15 protein-coding genes are annotated in these 19912 nt (G+C 38.9%); 4 read left to right on the plus strand and 11 right to left on the minus strand.

The features are described 5' to 3' along the window. Position 1: 1 nt before the first annotated feature. Complete coding sequence (locus tag NSQ44_RS16840) at positions 2–760, minus strand: hypothetical protein (RefSeq protein WP_340857748.1); 759 nt, start codon at positions 758–760, stop codon at positions 2–4. Continuing rightward, the gene (locus NSQ44_RS16845) at positions 750–1301 is read right to left on the minus strand and encodes an RNA polymerase sigma factor (protein WP_340857749.1); all 552 of its coding nucleotides are present in this window, start codon (positions 1299–1301) and stop codon (positions 750–752) included. The genes NSQ44_RS16840 and NSQ44_RS16845 overlap by 11 nt, the downstream gene beginning before the upstream one ends. Before the next feature lie 510 nt (positions 1302–1811). Between NSQ44_RS16845 and nagA the strand changes: the two genes are divergently transcribed. Beyond that, a complete protein-coding gene (gene nagA, locus NSQ44_RS16850; protein WP_340857750.1) occupies positions 1812–2996 on the plus strand; it encodes an N-acetylglucosamine-6-phosphate deacetylase in 1185 nt (394 codons plus the stop codon). Between the two features lie 764 nt (positions 2997–3760). Here nagA and NSQ44_RS16855 read toward each other — a convergent pair. Further along, a complete protein-coding gene (locus tag NSQ44_RS16855) occupies positions 3761–4879 on the minus strand; it encodes a hypothetical protein (protein ID WP_340857751.1) in 1119 nt (372 codons plus the stop codon). Positions 4880–5084: 205 nt separating this feature from the next. Here NSQ44_RS16855 and NSQ44_RS16860 point away from each other — a divergent pair, with 205 nt between their 5' ends. Further along, positions 5085–6443 (plus strand): transposase family protein, encoded by a 1359-nt coding sequence (locus tag NSQ44_RS16860; RefSeq protein WP_094245205.1) that lies wholly within the window; start codon positions 5085–5087, stop codon positions 6441–6443. 667 nt (positions 6444–7110) lie between these two features. On the opposite strand, the gene NSQ44_RS16865 is transcribed toward NSQ44_RS16860, so the two are convergent. After that, entirely contained in the window at positions 7111–8040 is a 930-nt protein-coding gene (locus NSQ44_RS16865; RefSeq protein WP_340857752.1) for an Rpn family recombination-promoting nuclease/putative transposase, read from the minus strand. 1702 nt (positions 8041–9742) lie between these two features. On the opposite strand from NSQ44_RS16865, the gene NSQ44_RS16870 reads away from it, so the two are divergent. Continuing rightward, positions 9743–9946 carry a hypothetical protein gene (locus NSQ44_RS16870; RefSeq protein WP_340857753.1) on the plus strand — a complete coding sequence of 68 codons (204 nt, stop codon included), beginning with the start codon at positions 9743–9745 and terminating at the stop codon, positions 9944–9946. Between the two features lie 31 nt (positions 9947–9977). Here the strand turns inward: NSQ44_RS16870 and NSQ44_RS16875 are convergent, their stop codons facing one another. Next, positions 9978–11375, minus strand: a complete 1398-nt coding sequence (locus NSQ44_RS16875) for an NAD-dependent succinate-semialdehyde dehydrogenase (protein WP_340857755.1) — start codon at positions 11373–11375, stop codon at positions 9978–9980. A gap of 105 nt (positions 11376–11480) precedes the next feature. Continuing rightward, a complete protein-coding gene (gene gabT / locus NSQ44_RS16880; protein ID WP_066248811.1) occupies positions 11481–12782 on the minus strand; it encodes a 4-aminobutyrate--2-oxoglutarate transaminase in 1302 nt (433 codons plus the stop codon). A gap of 767 nt (positions 12783–13549) precedes the next feature. On the opposite strand from gabT, the gene NSQ44_RS16885 reads away from it, so the two are divergent. Next, positions 13550–14731: an IS701 family transposase gene (locus NSQ44_RS16885; RefSeq protein ID WP_340857514.1), complete on the plus strand. Its 1182-nt coding sequence runs from the start codon at positions 13550–13552 to the stop codon at positions 14729–14731. A gap of 697 nt (positions 14732–15428) precedes the next feature. Here NSQ44_RS16885 and NSQ44_RS16890 read toward each other — a convergent pair. Genes NSQ44_RS16890 through NSQ44_RS16910 form a run of 5 tightly spaced genes read right to left on the minus strand, consistent with a single transcriptional unit; the run spans position 15429 to position 19687 of the window. Continuing rightward, on the minus strand, positions 15429–16196 hold the full coding sequence (locus NSQ44_RS16890) for a LamB/YcsF family protein (RefSeq protein ID WP_340857756.1): 768 nt from the start codon (positions 16194–16196) through the stop codon (positions 15429–15431). Between the two features lie 10 nt (positions 16197–16206). Then, entirely contained in the window at positions 16207–17562 is a 1356-nt protein-coding gene (locus tag NSQ44_RS16895) for an acetyl-CoA carboxylase biotin carboxylase subunit (protein ID WP_340857757.1), read from the minus strand. A 25-nt stretch (positions 17563–17587) separates the two neighbouring features. Continuing rightward, positions 17588–17833, minus strand: a complete 246-nt coding sequence (locus NSQ44_RS16900; RefSeq protein WP_340857758.1) for an acetyl-CoA carboxylase — start codon at positions 17831–17833, stop codon at positions 17588–17590. A 16-nt stretch (positions 17834–17849) separates the two neighbouring features. Beyond that, positions 17850–18821, minus strand: coding sequence for a 5-oxoprolinase subunit C family protein (locus NSQ44_RS16905; protein WP_117017413.1), 972 nt, complete (start codon positions 18819–18821; stop codon positions 17850–17852). Beyond that, complete coding sequence (locus tag NSQ44_RS16910; protein WP_117017414.1) at positions 18818–19687, minus strand: 5-oxoprolinase subunit B family protein; 870 nt, start codon at positions 19685–19687, stop codon at positions 18818–18820. The genes NSQ44_RS16905 and NSQ44_RS16910 overlap by 4 nt, the downstream gene beginning before the upstream one ends. Between the last annotated feature and the right edge of the window lie 225 nt (positions 19688–19912).

Below are 19912 nucleotides of genomic sequence, written 5' to 3' on the forward strand. Positions count from 1 at the left end.
TTTACAAAACTCCTTTTATATTGGTTTTGACGAAAAACAGCTTAAGCTGATAAACATATATATACATCGCAGCCATCCCGATGATGATGTAAATAAAATACGGAACGTTTAACAAAAAGGCTTGATAAACATAGCTGTTCATGTAAGAAAGAAACAAGTTTGCGGCAATCCAGCTGATAAATAAAGCAATTTTCCCACTTTTTGTCGGTACATAAAGCAATACATACAAAAAAGCAGCAGCAAAAAGAAATAAAGATGCAACAGATAATAAAAAGGCAAAAGGAAAATGAATGGAAAACTCTGTTGCCAGCCAGAAAATGATGACTCCATTGGCGAGCATAGCGAAAATGCTGAACATGAACATACGGAATGCTGCTAATTGATACACATTGTATTTACAAGTCATTTCCACCTCAAACGCCGGCTTTTGCTTTTGGCAAATAAAAAAGAAAAAAACGATGACAAAATAAACAACAGGTGAAAAACAAAAGATGAATGTATATACATCCAAGGCTGTCCATGAAAAATATTCTGCGGTTGAAAGAACAAACATAGCGAAAACAGCGATAGTTAAAACAATCGTAAAAGCGATTTCCGTCAGATCACGAAAGACGTTGCGGAAACCGACTTCGCGATACATAGTGAACATATATTGCCAAAAGGAAGGCTTTTTGTTCATGCCTTTTGCAATAATCTTCTGAATTTCTTGTTTGATCTCCTTATCGCTAGGAAAAGGAATTTTTTCGTTATCAATGGCCATGGACATCCTCCTTTAACTGCTCATTGATTTTTCGCAATGTAGAATAATATTTCGTTTTTACGGTTGATTCTTTTATCTGGAGCTTTGCGGCAATCTCGGCAAATGTTTGTCCTGCAAAAATTTTCATTTGCACAATTCGTCGATTCTCATGATCAAATCGTTCAAGCAGGTTTAAAACCCGTTTTACCTCGTCCTTTTGTTCGATTGTAAAAAGCACATCATCACTTTCCCGCTGATCTGTTAACAAATTGACCGTTTTCTTCTGCTGTTTATATTCTTTCGAGCGATAGTAATCGATGATTCTCGCCTTTGCGATTTTATACAGCCATGTCCGGAACGCCGCTTTCCCCTCATAATGGTGAATGCCGCGCAGCATGCTGATGAAAATCTCCTGCGTCAAATCTTTCGCTAATTCTTGATCAAACGTTTGTTTAAATACGAACGCATAAATCTCTTTGTAATAATAAGAGATCAGCTTATTTGCCGCTTTTTCACTTGCCCGCTTCTGTATTGCTTTTATCCATTTCTTCTCTTGATCCATCGTGAAGCTTCACTTCCAATCCCAAAGCTCAAAACTTCTATCACTACCTATATATTCGCAAATAATAAATAAAAAGTTTTGCGAAAATCAAAAAAATTATTCAGCCCCTTTATCCAGCCGCTAGCCTCTCGATTGTTCGGAGCTTCGCAGGCGACGCTTAACGACATATCCTTACTGATTGGACCGGTCTGCTTTATGCACACTAGCGAAAAAAACGTTTCTTTCAGAACGGAAGCTTACATTACGAATAAGCGATTGTGATATAATGTGTATTCCGGCATGCAGATGAACGATATGTTTGCTTCAAAATACTGAAACGACTGCGGTTTAAAGGAAAAGCTGCTAAAAAGAATTATTGAAATCTTCTTTATCTGGAAGCAGTAGTTTCATATTTCAATTTTCCGGACAGACTCAATATATGTGCTTAAAAATCCCATAAAAGTCATTTAACATTTTGTTCCACATACATACAATTTAAATAGAGATTGTTACTAGAAAAGGGAGATCTTTATGAGCAAGATTTTATTATCGAATATGACGGTATATGCTGAAGAACGAGTTTTCAAAAATGGATATGTATTAATAGAAAATGGGAAAATTCTTGACGTTGGTCCTCAAGAAAAGCTGGCTGTTACAGACGAACGGGTTGAAAAAATTGAAAGCAAAAACAATTATGCAGTTATTCCTGGTTTTATCGATTTGCATATTCATGGAGCAGCAGGCGCCGATACGATGGATGGAACCGATGAGGCAATTCGCAAAATGGCAGCGGCACTCCCCCGGGAAGGAACGACGAGTTTTTTAGCAACAACGATGACAAGCTCTGAACAGCGGATTGAAGAAGCTCTGATCAATGTAAGAAAGTACATGGAAACAGCGAATGAACCCGGATATGCAGAAGTGTTAGGAGTCCACTTGGAAGGTCCGTTTATTTCCCCTAAAAGAGCAGGGGCGCAGCACTCAGAAAATATTCTCGAACCGAACTTGCAGTTATTTAAAAAATGGCAGCATATGTCCGGTGGAGCGATAAAGCTTGTGACATTGGCGCCTGAAAGAAAAGGTGGAATAGAATTAACCGATTATTTAAAACAAACAGGAGTTGTCGCCTCCATCGGGCATTCAGATGCTTCTTATGCTGAAGCTGCTAAAAGCATACAAGCTGGCATTACCCATGCAACCCATTTATTTAATGGAATGAGCGGATTGCACCATCGCAAGCCGGGAGCTGCTCTAGCAGTGCTCATGCATGATGAGGTGTTGTGCGAAATTATCGCAGATGGCATTCATGTGTGTCCGGAAATGGTGAAATTTGCTTATCAAAATAAAGGAAATGACGGGCTTATTTTAATCACGGATGCAATGAGAGCGAAATGTCTCGGTAAAGGAATCTATGAACTTGGAGGCCAAGAAGTCCGAGTGAATGAAGATCGAGCAGTTTTGCGGGATGGGACGCTGGCAGGAAGTATTTTGAAGCTGAACGATGCAGCCAAAAACATGATGGCTTACACCGGATGTACGCTTCAAGACATTATTCAAATGGCAGCCGTTAACCCTGCTAAACAAATAAACGTTTATGATCGCAAAGGAAGCATTGCAAAAGGAAAAGATGCTGACTTAGTTGTTTTAAATGACCGCCTTGACGTAGTAATGACATTTTGCCGCGGAAAACTTACCTATTCACAACAAGAAATGTGAATGATGCTATTGCTGCCAGCGAAAGATTACGGTGATATGAGCATGAAAGCAGCACAAATGATTAGGTAAACAAGAACTGAATTTTGCTAAAATGATCCGTTTTTAAAACAGCTTCCTTTTCCATCGTTTCAATAGTTTGATTTAAAGCATCTTGATCTAAACATATCATAAGCTCTGAACCCCTTGTTTCAGCAATAATCAGTCAGTCTGGATTATTCCGTAATGACGCTTTGATCTATTTTTCATAGGATTATCTTGTTTTCCCTTGATTTTCGGTTAGAGTTCTCCAAACTGATTATATTTTACTGGATACAATTCTTTTACACGACTATCATAGTGTAAATGTCAAAATAAGAATGCACAATTTTGATTGTAAAGTGATGTACAAAAATGATTTTATGGATAATTATGTTATTAAGTGGTGGATAGTAATAACTTGACATGGAGCCTCTACGGGCATGACTTACGAGCCAAGAAGCCAGCAATATCAATAGCTGGCTCCGCCTAACAAGGCTATCATGCCCGCCTCTCCATGTAAAGTTGCCCTAAGGCAATGAGAGAAACTATATAGCTTTAAACAATCATGTTTGTACATAGTTAAATTAGCATTTCCATCATAGTGTTTTCGACTTTTTTAGCCATAAAAAATCCCCTCCTAGGTGTCATATCAAATAGCCTCTTTTTTTTACTGTCTACCTGTAGGGGATAATACCATTTCTGATTGAAAAAACACTTCCCTCTGTTTATTTAAAAATATTTATTTTTTACTTTTTGAAGAGATTCAAAATGTATTGTATAATCTTGTTGATGATTTCCTTTGTAGATGGGTGGAAGTAGTACAAACCTGCAATTGTTGCACCTGCAATTGTTGTCGCACCTGCTACAATAGGAAGAACTTTACCTGCATTGTTCTTTTCTTCCTTCTTTTCGCTGTTTTGTTTTTCATCATCTTTTTTGTCCTCTACTACATTTTCTTCTTCATCATTTTCTGCTTTTTGTGTTTCATTTTCCTTTTTGTACCCTAGTTCTTTTGCTTGATCTTCCGTTATTTCCACATAAACCCCATCAACTAATGCAAATAATTTTCCATCTTTTTCAACGACTTTTGCGCCTTTTGCTTTAAGATCTTCTGTCGTCCATGATGTTACTTCCTTTTCATCTGGGATCTTTTTATCTCCTTCTACTTTGTTCATTGCTACGTTAGAAGAAGTTTTGGATTCATGACTGTCATTTTTTGGTGCTGGACTTGCTTGATTTTGCCTTGGCGCTTGACTTTGACTTGTTGCTTGATTTTGATTTGTTGCTCGATTTGGCTTTTGTGTTTGATTTTGCTTTGTTGTTTGATTTGACTTTTGAGTTTGACTTTGCTTTGTTGTTTGATTTGACTTTTGAGTTTGATTTTGACTTGTTGCTTGATTTGGCTTTTGTGCTGGCTTTGATGGTTTTTCCACTTCCGGTTTTGGTTGTGTTGGCTTTGGTGTTTGGCTTGGCTTTGACGGTTTTTCCACTTCCGGTTTTGGTTGTGCTGGTTTTGGTGCTGGTTCCACTGGCTTTTTTTTTACAACCGTTTTGACCGTCAATTCGTAATTTTCATAGTCACTAACAAATGGCGGCAAGAAAAATGTAATTTTTTGACCATTCACAACTTCTCCAGTGTAAGACCCATCTACTACGAACTGACCACTTACATAGTAGCCATAAATGTATCCTTTACAAAGTCCTGTTGCTTGTGCTTTGTTGTTGTAAGTATTGTCTGTCGTAATCGTAATGGAACATTTTCCTGTACCTTTCTTTTCTCCTGCGCTTGCAATACTTGGTGATGATGAAAACAAACCGAAAATAAGTCCAGTCGCAACAGTAAATGAAAAAAGTTTTTTCAACATTTTACTTTCCTCCTGTTCGTTTTTGGCTGTGTACGAACAACCTGTTTATTTTTTAGATCGACTGGTTGCAAATGGATTTTTAGCCATCCTATCAGCTCTGAGGAGTAAAAATTCTTCGAGATAATTCCACCTAAACTTTGCCAAATATGTGATAATAAGGGTATGTAAAAAACCTAATATATTGGCATTTGGGGGGGATTTTTTTATGGTAACGAGGAAGGAAAAGCGTGAAAAGGAAAAAGAGGTAAATTATTTATTCGAGTTGCTAAAAACACAAAATCACTTTTTTAAAAATTTAAACAAATTGCTCAAAACTATTGATGATCCAAGGCACCAAAGCTATATTACCTATGACACGGAAGTCCTTTTGATGATGGTTATTTTGAAAAATGCATGCAACTTAAAAAGTATGCGCGAAATGACAAACGAATTTAATAAGGAAGAGTGCATTAAAAATTTGGGGAAATTGTTGGGGAATGAAGATTTGGAAGAACTGCCCCATTATGACACAATCAATGATTTTTTGGCACGAGTGAACCCGGCAGAACTTGAAAGGATCCGAATCGATATGATCAAGAAATTATTCAAAAAGAGGTGTTTTGAATCCTATCGTATCAATGGGAAATACTGGGGTATTGCCATAGATGGGACCGGTATTTTTACTTTTGACAAAAAACATTGTGAACACTGCCTGAAACGGGAGCGCAAATACATAGACAAGGAAACGGGTGAAGAAAAAATAAAGACCATCTACATGCATCATGTCTTGGAAGCCAAGTTAATTGTGGGAAATATGGTACTAAGTGTGGCCTCCGAGTTTATTGAAAATGAATCAGAGGACGTGGAAAAGCAAGATTGTGAGTTGAATGCTTTTTATCGACTGACTGCTAGACTGAAAGACACCTTTAAAAAACTGCCTATCTGTCTGATTGCCGATAGTCTTTATGCCTGCGAAAATGTATTTAAACAATGCAAGGCGAATAATTGGAACTACTTATTCCGTTTTAAGGAAGATCGTATTAAAAGCATCACCGATGAGTTTCAAGCGTTAAAAAATATGGAAGAGGAGGAAGGCAAGAAAGCCAATGTGGTAAAGATACGTGAAAGCGAACAGCGAGGGGAAATCACCTGGGTGAACGATATTGATTACAGAGGCTTTGGGGTGAATGTTTTCGAATGCGAATTAGAAGATGAAAAAAGAAAACAAAAATTTACCTTTATCACAGATATAAAAATCACAAAAAACAATGCAAAGAAACTGATGAACGCTGGCAGAAGCCGCTGGAGAATAGAGAATGAGGGGTTTAACAGACAAAAAAACCTGCGCTACCACATTGAACACGCAAGCAGCCAAGATTACAATGCCATGAAAAATCACTACCTATTAACCCAAATTACAGAGATTATCATGGTGTTACATGAGCATGGGTCAAAAATATTGAGAAGCATGAAGAAAACGATAAAAGAAATATCCTCGCGATTGTTAGAAGCCTTCCGTGGGCAAACACTAACAGACGAGGATATCGCACAACTGGGAAAACCTATGCAAATTAGGTTTACCTAGCGAATTAATTGTACCAAAGGATGTGATGTTTGGCAAAGAAAAAAAGTTATCCACAACAAACAAAAATAAGTTATCCACATTTTTTAAAAAAATAAGCAAAATTGGTTCTTTTTGACCCTTTTTGTAAATAAATTTAACTGGAAAATTTTACCAACTGTGGATAAGTCGTAATTGCATAATACTACCGAAAATTGATAAATTTACTCCTCATAGCTGCCATCCTATCCATAAACTTGACATTTCCAACATTTTTTCCCTAGCAACCTTTCAGGAAAAAATGCCATTATTCAGTTGTTTCATCATCACACACTCAATTTTTAATTCCTTTTCATAACACGTATTAATTCATCAGTGGGATTCTTTCGTTTAGCAACAACTCTGCCTTTTCTATTTTTTACTGTTCTTATTTCGTAATATATATTTTGTAGCCTTTCTAATTTTCCGGTGGCTACACCTCCAATTCCTTGAGAATCGATTCATGACCTCTTGTTTCCGGGCATCCACCGCCTGTTTAACGATTCGTTCGAGCAGATATTCCGATTTCCTAGTTCCGAGTGCTACATTTATTTTTCGATGGTGCAACAAAGCCTTATTAGGCGGCAGGTTTTCTAACATTCCACTACTTCTTCGGATGAATGCCAAACGGATTCGACAAATGACAGGCAATCTATTTCAACCACTTTCGCACTTCCTCTTCCGCAAGCCCAGTGAGATCGGCAATATCTTTCGCTGCCATTCCTTTCGCCGACATATGCTGGATCAAATTCTTCCGTTCTTCCTCCCGACCTTGCTTTAGCCCTTGTTTCAACCCTTTTTCCAACCCTTCCTCCATCCCCGCACGCCGCTCGCCAAGAAGATTAGACAATTGATCCCGCAGCCATTTCAGCCGCATTTCATACGCGTAGCGATTTTCCGAACTGACGCTTAGCTTCTCCCACTCTTCCAATGCTTCGCGAATTTCTTGCTCGTTCATCGCCAACACCTCCAGTTCCTTGAGAATCGTCTCATCAATCTCTTGTTTCCGGGCATCCACCGCTGACAGCATCATTAACCAGGGCCACTCCGAAGATCGCTTCACATCACGTCTATATTTCTTCCATTTTACCATAAATTGTGATAAATCAATGGCGTGAAATTCAAGATGCGCGCTCCAAAGAAATTGTTCTTCATCTTCGCGGATATGAAAGATGGTGTGAAACCGATCGGTTTCATGCGGAAAGAGCGGGTAGTTAAGAATTGCAATCATAATGGTGGGAGGAAGTTCGCTGTACCCTTGGCCTTTGAAGAGCGACTGGGAAAAGAGCCTCGCCCAGTAATACAAAATCCGCTCCGGCATATCGTGCTGGTCAATGATTTGAATTTCCACGTTAATCCGCTCGCCTCGGTCGGTCCACACGAGCACATCAAGCCGATTCATTTTCCCTTCTTCGAACTCTTTTGCCAGCTCTGTGTTTTCAAACTGCACATCGATGATACGATCATGACCTGTCCGATGCAAAACCGCATTCAAAAAAGCGGTTGTAAGCTGCTTTCGGCTCGGATGGCCGAACAATTGTTTAAACATAAAGTCCAGTTTTAAATCGAGGTATTCCTTCATAACGGGAATCATCCTTTCGAGGAGAATTTGGAGGGGAGTAGAGATTTATCTAAAGAAAAGCTGAAGTTATTTACAGATTTTTCAGATAAAAGAAAGCGCATCGCCTTCCAAAACGCACTTCTTGACAAATCTCAACCAGCAGCCGTTCTAATGAAAACTTTGCCACCATATATATCCAGAACATATGTTCTTATAATGTTATTGTAATACACTTTATCTTATCTTTCAATCACCAATGATTCGACAAATTTTGAACAGAGCCAAAAACTATACCAAAAGGTAAACCCTTTTAGTCAGTAAGTTCTTCTTCCCTTGAAAATAGATCCTAATTATTTTCTAGATGAGTAATCCTTCCTTATTTTTCAAATGGAGGCGGAAATAAAGGAGTTATTTTATTTGGCTCGATCGAAATAGCAGACAGGATCTGAGAAGAGGCAAGCATGATCCGTGCCTTTCCGCGAAGAAGCATTAGACTAAGTTTCATCATAGTCCGAATCCTTTGACTGCATGTACTTATTGAAAGGGAGAGTGTATGAATGGGTACGAAGACTTGCGGCAAATCAAAACACGTATTCAGGCTGTAACAAATATTCTTCTTCATGAATCATCAGGAAAACTCTTGCATTCTATGAAAATAGATCTCGCGACTCAAAAAACTGTTTTCTGCAAGAAAAAATACAGAGTGTTTCAGTATATCTTATCAAAATTATGTATAAATATATGCGATCTATCCATCAAGGGCTTGGCGTGGATCCTCTGTAGCCATGATTCTTTAGTCAAGCGTCAGCTTCAATAATTTTGGAAAACCAAAAAGGTTATCATGGCCCTCTCTCCATGTATAGCCCCTTTGCATATCACTGCATAAGGATTTTGCAATTCTCTGCCCTTTCATTTTGGAAAAAAACAGAAACCCTAATGAACTGGAAGCTGTACTATGAAGTGCCCAGTTATCAAGGATACTAAACTTAGGTTGTGGAAATCCAAATATTGATACCTGAACCATTTGAAATTTAGAGAAATTAAGAACAAAAATAAAAAAATTTTAACTTCCAATCAAGTTTTTTATTTGAACATTTTACATTTTTTTGTTCTAAGAGAAAGAAAAAAGGACTTCACCCCTCATTTGTAGAATTTTTGATGTGGCCTAAACACAACAATTCGCTAGGGGGAAGTCACTTAGTACATTCTACAAGAAAGTCTATTTTCCTTTTTGAAGAACTGTAAATTTTAGATTCTAAAGAAAATTTGCCAAATCTTTTTTAGTGCTCTTGATTTACGTCCCTTTGCTAAGCAATTCTTCACCCCAAGGGGGGCTGAAGGTCATTCTAGGGAAAGGAATTTTAAGAGCTCTTATTGCTGCTCCATTAGAAGGTTTTGATACGTTTACAGCCCTTCGTAACCGATTGGATTAAGACATTCGTTCCGTTATCAATGTGGTTTAAATATCGGTCGACCTGAACCATCTACCTCTACTTTTAGTACAGTATTTTCCATGAACACACTCAAAAAAATCTTTATATAATCTTGTCCAGATAGGCCAAGCTGAAGGCGTATCAATGGAGGGCATCAGGCTATCGATAGTGCCGCCATTAACGCCTATGAAAAGAACAAGCCTAAAAAACAGAGTGAACAAACAGGCAATGCAAATTGGGGAGCAAAGTTTGATTCTTTTAGCAATAAAATCACTTGGTTTGGCCATAAAGTGCATTTTTCTGTAGATACCATCAGTGAATTACCGATTGCGATTGAAGTAACTCCAACTCATGTAAACGATGGAGAAGTCGACCCAACATTGATCGGAAATGTGACAGATTGTATAAATTTCCAAGTCGAATTCCTGATCATGGATGGTGGATGTAACCAACTTTATGAAAAACCGATTAGTTTCTATCAAATTGAAAATTAACAGCTGTTAAAAACTCCCTGCAAAAAATCTTTTATTTATAAATATCCCCTATTGACAAATATTTCGTTTCCAAATACGGTTCAATGCCTTCCACTCCACCTTCACGGCCGATTCCGCTTTCTTTCATTCCTCCAAAAGGAGCGTGGGCAGCAGATGGAGAGCCGTCATTCCAGCCGATAATTCCGAAATCTAAATGCTCATGCAGATAGATGCCTGTTCTATAGTCATTTGTAAAAAAGTAAGCGGCCAGACCATAAGGCGTGCTGTTTGCAATATTAACAGCTTCTTCTAATTCCTGAAACGTTGTGATTGGTAAAATGGGTCCAAATGTTTCCTCTTGCATAATCTTCATGTTCTCATTGACATTTTTGAGAACTGTCGGATAAACAAAGAAATAGCCTTTTTCCCTATTTGCATTGTATTTATTGCCGCATAGAACTTCAGCACCTTTACTGATTGCATCATTGACCTGCGAGACAATCTTATGAAAGCCTTTTTCATTAATAACTGGCCCAATTTGAGTGCCTTTTTCCAAACCATTTCCAACTTTTAATTTTTTAACTTCATTTGTTAATTTTTCAGCAAATTCCTCTACAATGCTTTCATGCACTAGAACTCTGTTTGCACAAATACATGTTTGACCGGCATTTCTGAACTTGGAAGCTATCGTTTGTTCTACCGCCAAATCAATATCAGCATCATGTGCAACAATGACCGGTGCGTGGCCGCCTAATTCCATTGAAACATGTTTAACTGTACTGGCACTGTCTCTGATCAATAATTTTCCTACAGGAGTCGAGCCGGTAAACGTAATTTTTCTGACATATTTGCTTTCCGTAAATATTTTTCCTACCTCACTGCCATAGCCATTCACACATTGAATTACATCCGCTGGTATTCCGGCTTCATGAGCGAGCTCAATCAATTTCATCGTGGTTAACGGGGTATCTTCTGCTGGTTTCACAACGAATGTACATCCAGCTGCCAATGCCGGTGCAGCTTTTCTTGTCATCATTGCGGCTGGAAAATTCCAAGGAGTAATGGCTGCAACCAATCCTACCGGTTGGCGGCTGACAATGATACGTTTGGATTCCGTATTTGCAGGAATTGTTCGTCCATAAAGCCGCTTCGCCTCTTCTGCATACCAATCAATGTAACTAGTTGCATAGTCAACTTCACCCAATGATTCGTGCAAAGGTTTACCGCTTTCCATTGTCATGATCTTTGCAAGATCATCTTTATGTTCTTGGATTTTTTTAGACCAAAGCTTTAATAGTTTCGATCGTTCATGTGCATTTATTTTGGACCACTTTCGGAAACTTTCATGCCCTCTCCGCAATGCAAGATGAATCTCTTCTTCTGTATCTGCCTTTACTTCCTGGATCAACTCACCTGTTGCAGGATTCGTGACTTTAATCGTCGCTGCCATCAAGGTTTACCTCCCTCTGGGTTTTTCTTTGCCGGGATATAATAATATATAACGCCACTGGTTAATGGATTCCCGGCAATTTTATCCTCAGTTTCTTCACCCAGTTCATTGAGCAAAAGCTTTTTCCAATATGGATAACCCTTTATTTAATTCCTCGTCAGTAATAACCAACGGAGCTAAAAAGCGTATAATATTTCCATCAATACCAGCTGAAAGCAATAAAAGACCATGTTCATTCGCATATTTCAGAATTTGATTCGTTTTCTCTTTATTCGGTCGTTTGTTCTGGCGGTTATCTACGATCTCCACCGCTACCATAGCACCTAAGCGGCGAATTTCCCCTACAAACTCATGTTTCGCTTGTAATTCCAGCAGTTTTTTCTCAATCTTTTGTCCCAGTATTTCTGATTTTGTGAGCAAATCCTCTTCTTCGATGATATCAATGACTGCCAGTGCGGCGGCACAAGCTACAGGATTCCCAGCATACGTTCCACCCAGTTCACCCGGATCGGCAGCATTTAAAATTTCCGCCTTTCCTACTACACCGCTTAAAGGCAACCCGGCAGCCAATGACTTGGAAACAGTAATCAAATCCGGGACAACATCAAAATGTTCAATTGCAAATAATTTGCCTGTACGGCCAAAACCAGTTTGAATTTCATCTGCCACAAAAACAATACCGTGATCATCACAGAAGTCCCTGACAAATTTGACAAATTTCTTCGGTGGGATAATAAAACCGCCTTCCCCTTGAACAGGTTCCATTACGATACAAGCAACCGTTTCAGGTGCCACAGTAGCAGCGAAAAACCTCTTGAATTCTTCAATCGTCCAATCAATATATTGTTCATCTGTCATATGATCCGGTTTTCGGTACAAGTATGGATAAGGAGCTTGATACACTTCTGAAGCAAAAGGACCGAATCCGAATTTATATGGTTTGACTTTGCTCGTCATGCTCAACGTCAGATTCGTTCTTCCATGAAACCCTCTGACAAATGAAACGACCGCTTGTCTGCCTGTAAATTTACGGGACACTTTAACTGCATTTTCAACTGCTTCAGCCCCCGAATTAAAAAGAATTGCTTGTTTATCAAAATTGCCTGGCGTAATCTTGCATAATTTTTCTGCCAGCTTAATGTATCCTTCGTACATGATCACATTAAAACCAGGATGCAAAAATTTATCAACCTGTTCTTTTACCGCAGCCGTTACTTTAGGATGACTATGCCCTACATTTAAAGTTCCGATTGCCCCTGCAAAATCGATCCATTCATTCTGATCAATGTCTACGATGGTAGCCCCTTTTGCATGATGCGCAATACTTAAATTTCCATTGCTCACCCCTTTAGGAACATACTTTTTCCGTTTAGCTTGCAAGTCTTCCATCGTTGTCGATGATGCCATTTTTTCATTGCCTCCTCAAAATCAATATATATACGAATTATGTCAATTTTCTGTTATAGTGAAAAGCACCAGTTTTCTGATTTTTCAGGTACCAGTAGAAGAGATTAATCATGTTTTTTTCAAATAAATACACTCATTCCAATCATTTTCATAGGGAATTTCTAAAAACGGTAAATAAATCTATTTTAATGATTCCAACCAAATAAAAATTACCTTCTAAAAGAAAATCAGGGGGGAAGTAACATTCGTGCAGTTCCTAGATGAAGAAAATATTTACGACAATTGAAAGAAAAAGATGTTATGAAGAAAATATTACAAAGTTAAAAATTACAAAGTAATTTCCGGTAAATCAAATCATATATGAAGAAAGGAAGGCTGGCTTTCTCTTTTACATATACCTGCTGATATTTCCATCCTTCCTTTTAAACAATGTTTAACATTAGAATCACAAACAGGAAAAAGAGAATTATTAGTTTTCTTTGTGATTAGCCAGAAATGACGACGCTTACAAAAGAGAGTGTATATGAACTGGAACGAGTAATGATCGACCTAAGAACATATTCTTTAAACCTGCCGGATAACTTTTATTTCAAGAAGAATTGGTCAGCTGAATTAAACGCTGACTCTTAAAAAAGATTGATTAATTACTGTAGATGAGCAAATTCGCTAACATAAATTTACAACCAAACAAAAAAAGAGACATGAACCCGATTCCTTGATTAGAATAGATGTGTCACCAAAATTATTCACAAGGAGGTTCATGTCTCATGAATAGATTAGCACATCATCAAGGAATCCACAAGTTTTTCACGATGTTGGGGTTGGCACTTTATTTTTCAAAACCTGTCATGAAGCATCTCGTTCATATCGTGGATGCGATGATCACGAAAGGCTTTTCTGGAACGTTGACCGATCTTCATCATTGGAGCTTTCACCCCAATCATCGAACGACACTCAGCCATTTTTTCACGAAAAGCCCTTGGGATGAAGAGACGCTGCTTCGCAAACTTCAACAGTGGATGCTTCGTCGTGTCGAACGCATCGCCAAACAGGAGAATCAACCCCTTTTTGTTTCGATCGATGATACGATTTGCCAAAAAACCAAGCCTTCGTCACAGGCAACGCACGCCATTCAAGGGTGTGATTGGCACTATTCTCACACAGAGAAAAAGTCGATCTGGGGACATTCTCTCGTTTGGCTCATGGTTCATACGATGACCCAGGCTTTTCCCTTTGCGTTCCGCCTCTACGACAAGGCGGCTGGGAAAAGCAAGGGGGAACTCGCGATCGAGATGCTTTCTTCTTTGGATGTACACCGTCCTGTTTATGTGCTGATGGACTCTTGGTATCCATCGCAAAAGCTCGTGGAAGCTTGTCTGAAAAAGGGATTCCACGTAATCGCAATGCTCAAGACGAATCGGGTTCTTTATCCAAAAGGCATCGCCATCCAAGCCAAACAGTTTGCCCGCTATATCGAACCGAACGACACCCATCTCGTCACGGTGGGAGAAGAGCGTTATCGCGTGTATCGCTACGAGGGAGCGCTGAAAGGTCTCGATGATGCCGTTGTGCTGCTCGCTTGGAAAGCCGATCAGCCGATGACACCTGAACATCTTCACTGCGTCTTGAGCACCGACCGGGAGCTAAGCGATGAAGAGATCTTGCGCTACTATGCCCAGCGTTGGTCGATCGAATGCTTTTTTCGACAAGCGAAAGACCAGCTGAAGCTCGATGGGTACCGCGTTCGCGGACGTCGGGCGGTGAAACGCTACTGGATCTTGGTGCAGCTTGCTTACGTGTACAGCATGTTCGAGTCGAACAGCGATTTTTCTGATGGGCTCGATCTTCTGCGCAAGAGAAAAGGACATAGCCTCGTGGAGTTCATTTACCGTGCAGCGAAACAAAATATTCCCATTGATACCGTGAAAAAACAGCTCCACGTGGCATAAGGGGTACCCTGTTTGTCTCTTTTGCATGGTAATTATTGTAATTAAAATTGCTCAACTACAGTTAATTAGTTATTTTAAAATATGGCACAGAAAACATATAGTCCCACCACTTTAAACCAGTAATGACACCGTCGGTAAATTTTTGCCGGCACATTTCTAAAAACGTTATGTTAGGTTTCTTCCTTGTATTTTGTCCCTAATCTAATACCACATTATTTATGAAAAAACCTCTGGTGTCCGAGTGTTTCACTGACGTCTGTCACTTTCCAATTTTCCCTAAGTGTTGAGCCAATATAAGGTATTGGCTTGAGCTCGTATTGATATTATTTTTTGTTTGCCAAAAAGATGGCACATCTTCTGACGGATACCACGGATCCTAGCCATCCCTTCAAAACAGACAAAACGAGGCTTAGAATGGTTTTACAATTTTCATTGCTAAGAAAGTTACCAAACATGCTTTTGAAAAAGCCTATAAGAAAGTTCTTTTTCATTGATTTTGTTCCACGGTCCAAATATTCTTTTTTATCAAATCCCTTAAGGTTCACTTGATAAATTTCCTGATTTACGCAACAATTTTTTAAACCACACTTAACATCTTGTATCGTCTGTATATGAAAAGCTCACGTGAAAGCATTACTTCCTAATTCAAAATCTTTCCTTTACACATAAAGGGAGAGTTCCTGTTCAGATTCATAACTCAATTAAGAATTTTATTTATAGGCAGAACTTGTATATCATTGTTGTTACATGCTTCTACGATTGCCTTTGCTAGTTCCGGTGCTCCAGGAGTATCTCCATGAATACAAATCGTATCTGCTTCAATAGAAACCTCTTTTCCATCGTGAGTAATGACTTTTTTATCTTTAATCATTCTAACAACACGATCAGCCATTGCAGCATAGTCCTTTATCTCGGAGCCTTTTCTAGTTAATATAATAGACCCATTTTCCGTATGTTCACGATCCGAATAAGCTTCCTTGGCAACAGGGATACCCATTTTTATTGCTTCTTCCATAAATTCTGAATTATTTAAAGCAAACACAATCATGTCCTTTGACACAGCATGGATAGCCTCAAGAATGGCACGTGCCACCTGTTTATCCTCCATTGCCCTCATATACAAAGCTCCATGCGGTTTGCAATGTTGTAATTTTACATCAAAAATGTTTGCAAATTCTCTCAATGCTCCCATTTGATAAATGATATAATCCTTAATTTCCGACGGTGTACAAGCCATTGCGCGCCGGCCGAAACCAAGCAAATCAGGAAATCCGGGATGCACACCAATTCCTACATTATATTTCTTCGCCAATTCAACTGTTTTCCTCATGACATGAGGATCTCCTGCATGAAAACCGCATGCGATATTTGCTGAAGAAATATACTTCATCATTTCTTCATCGTTTCCTTGTTCATAAAGGCCAAAACTTTCACCCATATCGCAATTGATATCTACCTTATACACGTTGATCCCCTCATTTCACTTGTTGATTCAAATTAAAATGATCGAGAAACTTGGTTGTATAATGGCCTTTTGCAAACAGATCATTTTGCATAATTTTTTTCAATAATGGCAGATTTGTTTTAATTCCTTGAATTTCGATTTGCTCAAGGACGTGTTTTGTTTTTTCTAGCGAATCTCTTCGATTGCTGCCATGTACAATTATCTTTCCTATCATAGGATCGTAAAATGGAGTAACATGATTCCCTTCTACTACACCGAAGTCAAATCTTGCTTGATGAACAGGCAAAGTCAAACGTTCGATCTGCCCGGGAGAAGGAAAGTAAGTGACCGGATCTTCCGCATACAACCGGCACTCAATGGCATGGCCGTTTCTGTGAATTTGATCTTGTTGCAACGGAAGAGGTTGTTTAGCGGCAATCCGCAGCTGCCATTCAACTAAATCAAGGCCTGTAATTTCTTCAGTTACCGGATGCTCTACTTGCAGCCTTGTATTCATTTCAAGGAAGTAGAAATTTTTATGTTCATCAAAGATAAATTCCATTGTACCTAGATTGGTATATCCTATATGCTTTACTCCCCGAAGTGCTGTTGTTAACAATTTTTCCCTAAGTTCCTCATCAAGAAATGGGGATGGACTTTCTTCAATCACTTTCTGATGTCTTCTTTGTATAGAACATTCTCTTTCAAATAAGTGGACAGTATTGCCATAATGATCGGCAGCTATTTGTACTTCAATATGACGTGGTTCTGAAATCCATTTTTCCAGAAAAATCGTTCCGTCTCCAAAGAAAGATGTTGCTTGTTGCCTCGTTGAGTGAAAGGCTTCTTCCAGTTCTTTATCGTTTCGAACCAGTTTCATCCCGATTCCCCCGCCACCTGCGCTCGCCTTTAACATAAGGGGATAACCAATTTGGTTCGCAATAGATAACGCTTCTTCCACTGAATCCAAACTTCTTTCCGATCCAGGGACTACAGGAACTCCCGCTTCAGACATCTTGATCCGGGCTTCTACTTTGCTTCCCATCAATTTCATTACCTGTGCACTAGGACCAATGAAAACAATACCTTCTTCTTCACATCTCTTAACGAAATCAGCATTTTCAGATAAGAAACCATATCCAGGATGAATTGCTTCCGCTTTTGTTTCTTTTGCTGCCCGGATTATGCTTTCCATATTCAGATAACTCTTCTTTACTTGGCTTTCTCCAATGTAAACTGCTTCAGCTGCTTCCTTTACAAACGGTGCATCCGCATCTGCATCAGAATATACTGCAACGGTTTGAATGCCCATCCGATTGCAAGTTTTGATAATTCTTCTGGCAATTTCTCCACGGTTAGCGATTAATACTTTTTTGAAAAGACTCATTGATTTGTTTGTTCACCCCATTCTTTCACTTTTCTTCTTTAATCACTGCTATCTCTTGTCCGGCATTAATTGGTTTTTCATTTGAAACTAAAAATCTATCAATAATTCCATCTTTTTCTGCCTTTATTTCGTAATAAGTTTTCATGACTTCAACTAATCCTATAACATCTCCTGCCTTAATACGGTCACCTTCCTTAACAAATTCATCTTCTTCAGGCGACGGCTTTCGATAAAATATTCCAGGGATCGCAGATACAATGATACTTTCCATATTAGATTCCTCCAATTTAACAAAGTTGTTGTTTTATTTGATTTAATATATTTTTTATTTCTTTTCTTGCTGAAAGGGCTTCTTCGATATCAACAGCCACAAATCTTACGGATTCATTTGTTTTGACTTGTGCCAATTTGTTTAAATCGGCGCTTATGATTGTACCAATTGTAGCGTATCCTCCGCCTGTAACGGCATCATTTAATAATGCAATTGGCTCAATACCATCTGGCACTTGAATGGATCCAATCGGATAACCTAAATCGACTACGTTCGAAGGGTTGCTTCCAGCCCCAAACGGCTGTTTGCGTTCAACAAAATTCAAACGTTCCCCTCTGAAGCGATAGCCCACCCGATTTGCTTCTGTTGAAACAGTCCAATCAATGGAAAAAAAGCGTTCCTTACTCTCCTCCGTTAAACGATAACTGCATAACCCCAAAACAACGCGGATTTCATGTTGATTTGAAAATTGCGGAATAAATGAATCGTCAATGCGTGCCCCAATTTTTGCAGGGCGTATATTTTCATTTCCTATTTTAAGTATGTCATTTTCTTGCAGTTGTCTCCCATCTAGCCCCCCTATGCCGCATAGCGTGTATGTAGAACGCGAGCCCATTACTAAAGGAACATCAAAACCGCCCGCTACAGCGAGGTATACTCTTGCGCCATTTTTGACAAAATCAAAAGAAAGTTGATCCCCAGCTTTAACAGCCAAAGCTTCCCACATTGGAACGGATTGTCCATTTATTTTTGGAGGAATTTCCCCGCCGGTTAGAGCAATAATGGCATCTTCTTGAAATTCAAGAGTTGGCCCCATGTATGTGATTTCCAATGCAGCAGCATTTTCATTATTACCGACAAGTAAATTGCCTACAATGTAAGAGAACTTATCCATCGCACCTGACGGAGGCATTCCAACTTCATAGTAGCCAATACGGCCATTGTCCTGAATAGTCGTTTGCAGTCCGGGGGTTATGACTTTTATCATGAATACAACCTCCTTAACACATCTTCAGAAAATGCTTTAGGATCCTCTAGTACTTTTTTTGTTGAAAACGTAATATCCTTCGTCAAATAGCGGAAGGTTCCATCATTTACTTTTTTACGAATTTCCTCATACTCTTCCATGGTGATACTGCGGTATCTAAATATATCTCCTTGTTTTGGGAAAGTCATTGAATCTTTAAAATCATGATTGCGCTGTTCTTTCTCGAAGATGGGGGCTGCCGCAATACCAAATAATTGATATCCTCCTGCCCCTTGAACTGGATATATAACAGCAAACGCTCCACCAAAACCAAATGCCCGCTCGGGAGTATATGTCCGGGGCCGAACATATTTCGGTACTTCTATTTGCTGCTCACGAGGCACCATTTGATAACACCATGGAAGCCCCGGCACAAATCCAATCATCGATACAATAAAAGGGAAGTCAGTTATTGCTTTTATTAAATCTTCTTTCGATTTGAAACCATTGATACGTGCCGCATATTCCAAGTCGGTTGATGAGGGATCTTGATGCCTGTCCCTAAAACGCATTAATGCCTCGTGTGTCCATGGATCATCAAATAAGATGGGGACATCTACAACACGTGAAGATATTTCAATGTCATCAGAAGAAACAGATTCCTCTAGTTCTCTCAATTTTGAAATCAAATCGTTCGGATGGGTACGATCTGGATCGAAACGAATCATATACGAAGAATTCGATGGACAAATATCTATTATTCCTGGAAGTCTCTCCTCCTTTAATCGATTCGTAATAGCCATTGCTTTAAAGTTTACTTCCAAACTCATCTCTTCACTTAATTCGACAAATATAAATTCGTCGCCACCATATTCATAACGAGTCATTTTCACACCACCTCTTACTTTCATAGTTTAAAATATATATAATTCCGTTAAATGAAATATTTTTATTTTTTACCAAACCTTTTTCCACAGCAAATTAGTAAACACTCATTAATTTATTTCATCTCCGGCTCTATGCCATTGACCCACCTTTACTTCCAATACAGGAATTTCTATCCCTCAACTTGAAACAACAAACGGTGTTAAAGGGTCTATAAATTTCCATCA

The sequence above is a fragment of the Aeribacillus sp. FSL M8-0254 genome, assembly GCF_038008845.1.
GTDB classification, from domain to species: domain Bacteria; phylum Bacillota; class Bacilli; order Bacillales; family Aeribacillaceae; genus Aeribacillus; species Aeribacillus composti.

Bases quoted from the DNA above. Each gene is read 5' to 3' on its own strand.
- NSQ44_RS16840 (WP_340857748.1), bottom strand. From the start codon at position 760: ATGGCCATTGATAACGAAAAAATTCCTTTTCCTAGCGATAAGGAGATC.
- NSQ44_RS16845 (WP_340857749.1), bottom strand. From the start codon at position 1,301: ATGGATCAAGAGAAGAAATGGATAAAAGCAATACAGAAGCGGGCAAGT.
- nagA (WP_340857750.1), top strand. From the start codon at position 1,812: ATGAGCAAGATTTTATTATCGAATATGACGGTATATGCTGAAGAACGA.
- NSQ44_RS16855 (WP_340857751.1), bottom strand. From the start codon at position 4,879: ATGTTGAAAAAACTTTTTTCATTTACTGTTGCGACTGGACTTATTTTC.
- NSQ44_RS16860 (WP_094245205.1), top strand. From the start codon at position 5,085: ATGGTAACGAGGAAGGAAAAGCGTGAAAAGGAAAAAGAGGTAAATTAT.
- NSQ44_RS16865 (WP_340857752.1), bottom strand. From the start codon at position 8,040: ATGAAGGAATACCTCGATTTAAAACTGGACTTTATGTTTAAACAATTG.
- NSQ44_RS16875 (WP_340857755.1), bottom strand. From the start codon at position 11,375: ATGGCAGCGACGATTAAAGTCACGAATCCTGCAACAGGTGAGTTGATC.
- gabT (WP_066248811.1), bottom strand. From the start codon at position 12,782: ATGGCATCATCGACAACGATGGAAGACTTGCAAGCTAAACGGAAAAAG.
- NSQ44_RS16885 (WP_340857514.1), top strand. From the start codon at position 13,550: ATGAATAGATTAGCACATCATCAAGGAATCCACAAGTTTTTCACGATG.
- NSQ44_RS16895 (WP_340857757.1), bottom strand. From the start codon at position 17,562: ATGAGTCTTTTCAAAAAAGTATTAATCGCTAACCGTGGAGAAATTGCC.
- NSQ44_RS16900 (WP_340857758.1), bottom strand. From the start codon at position 17,833: ATGGAAAGTATCATTGTATCTGCGATCCCTGGAATATTTTATCGAAAG.
- NSQ44_RS16905 (WP_117017413.1), bottom strand. From the start codon at position 18,821: ATGATAAAAGTCATAACCCCCGGACTGCAAACGACTATTCAGGACAAT.
- NSQ44_RS16910 (WP_117017414.1), bottom strand. From the start codon at position 19,687: ATGACTCGTTATGAATATGGTGGCGACGAATTTATATTTGTCGAATTA.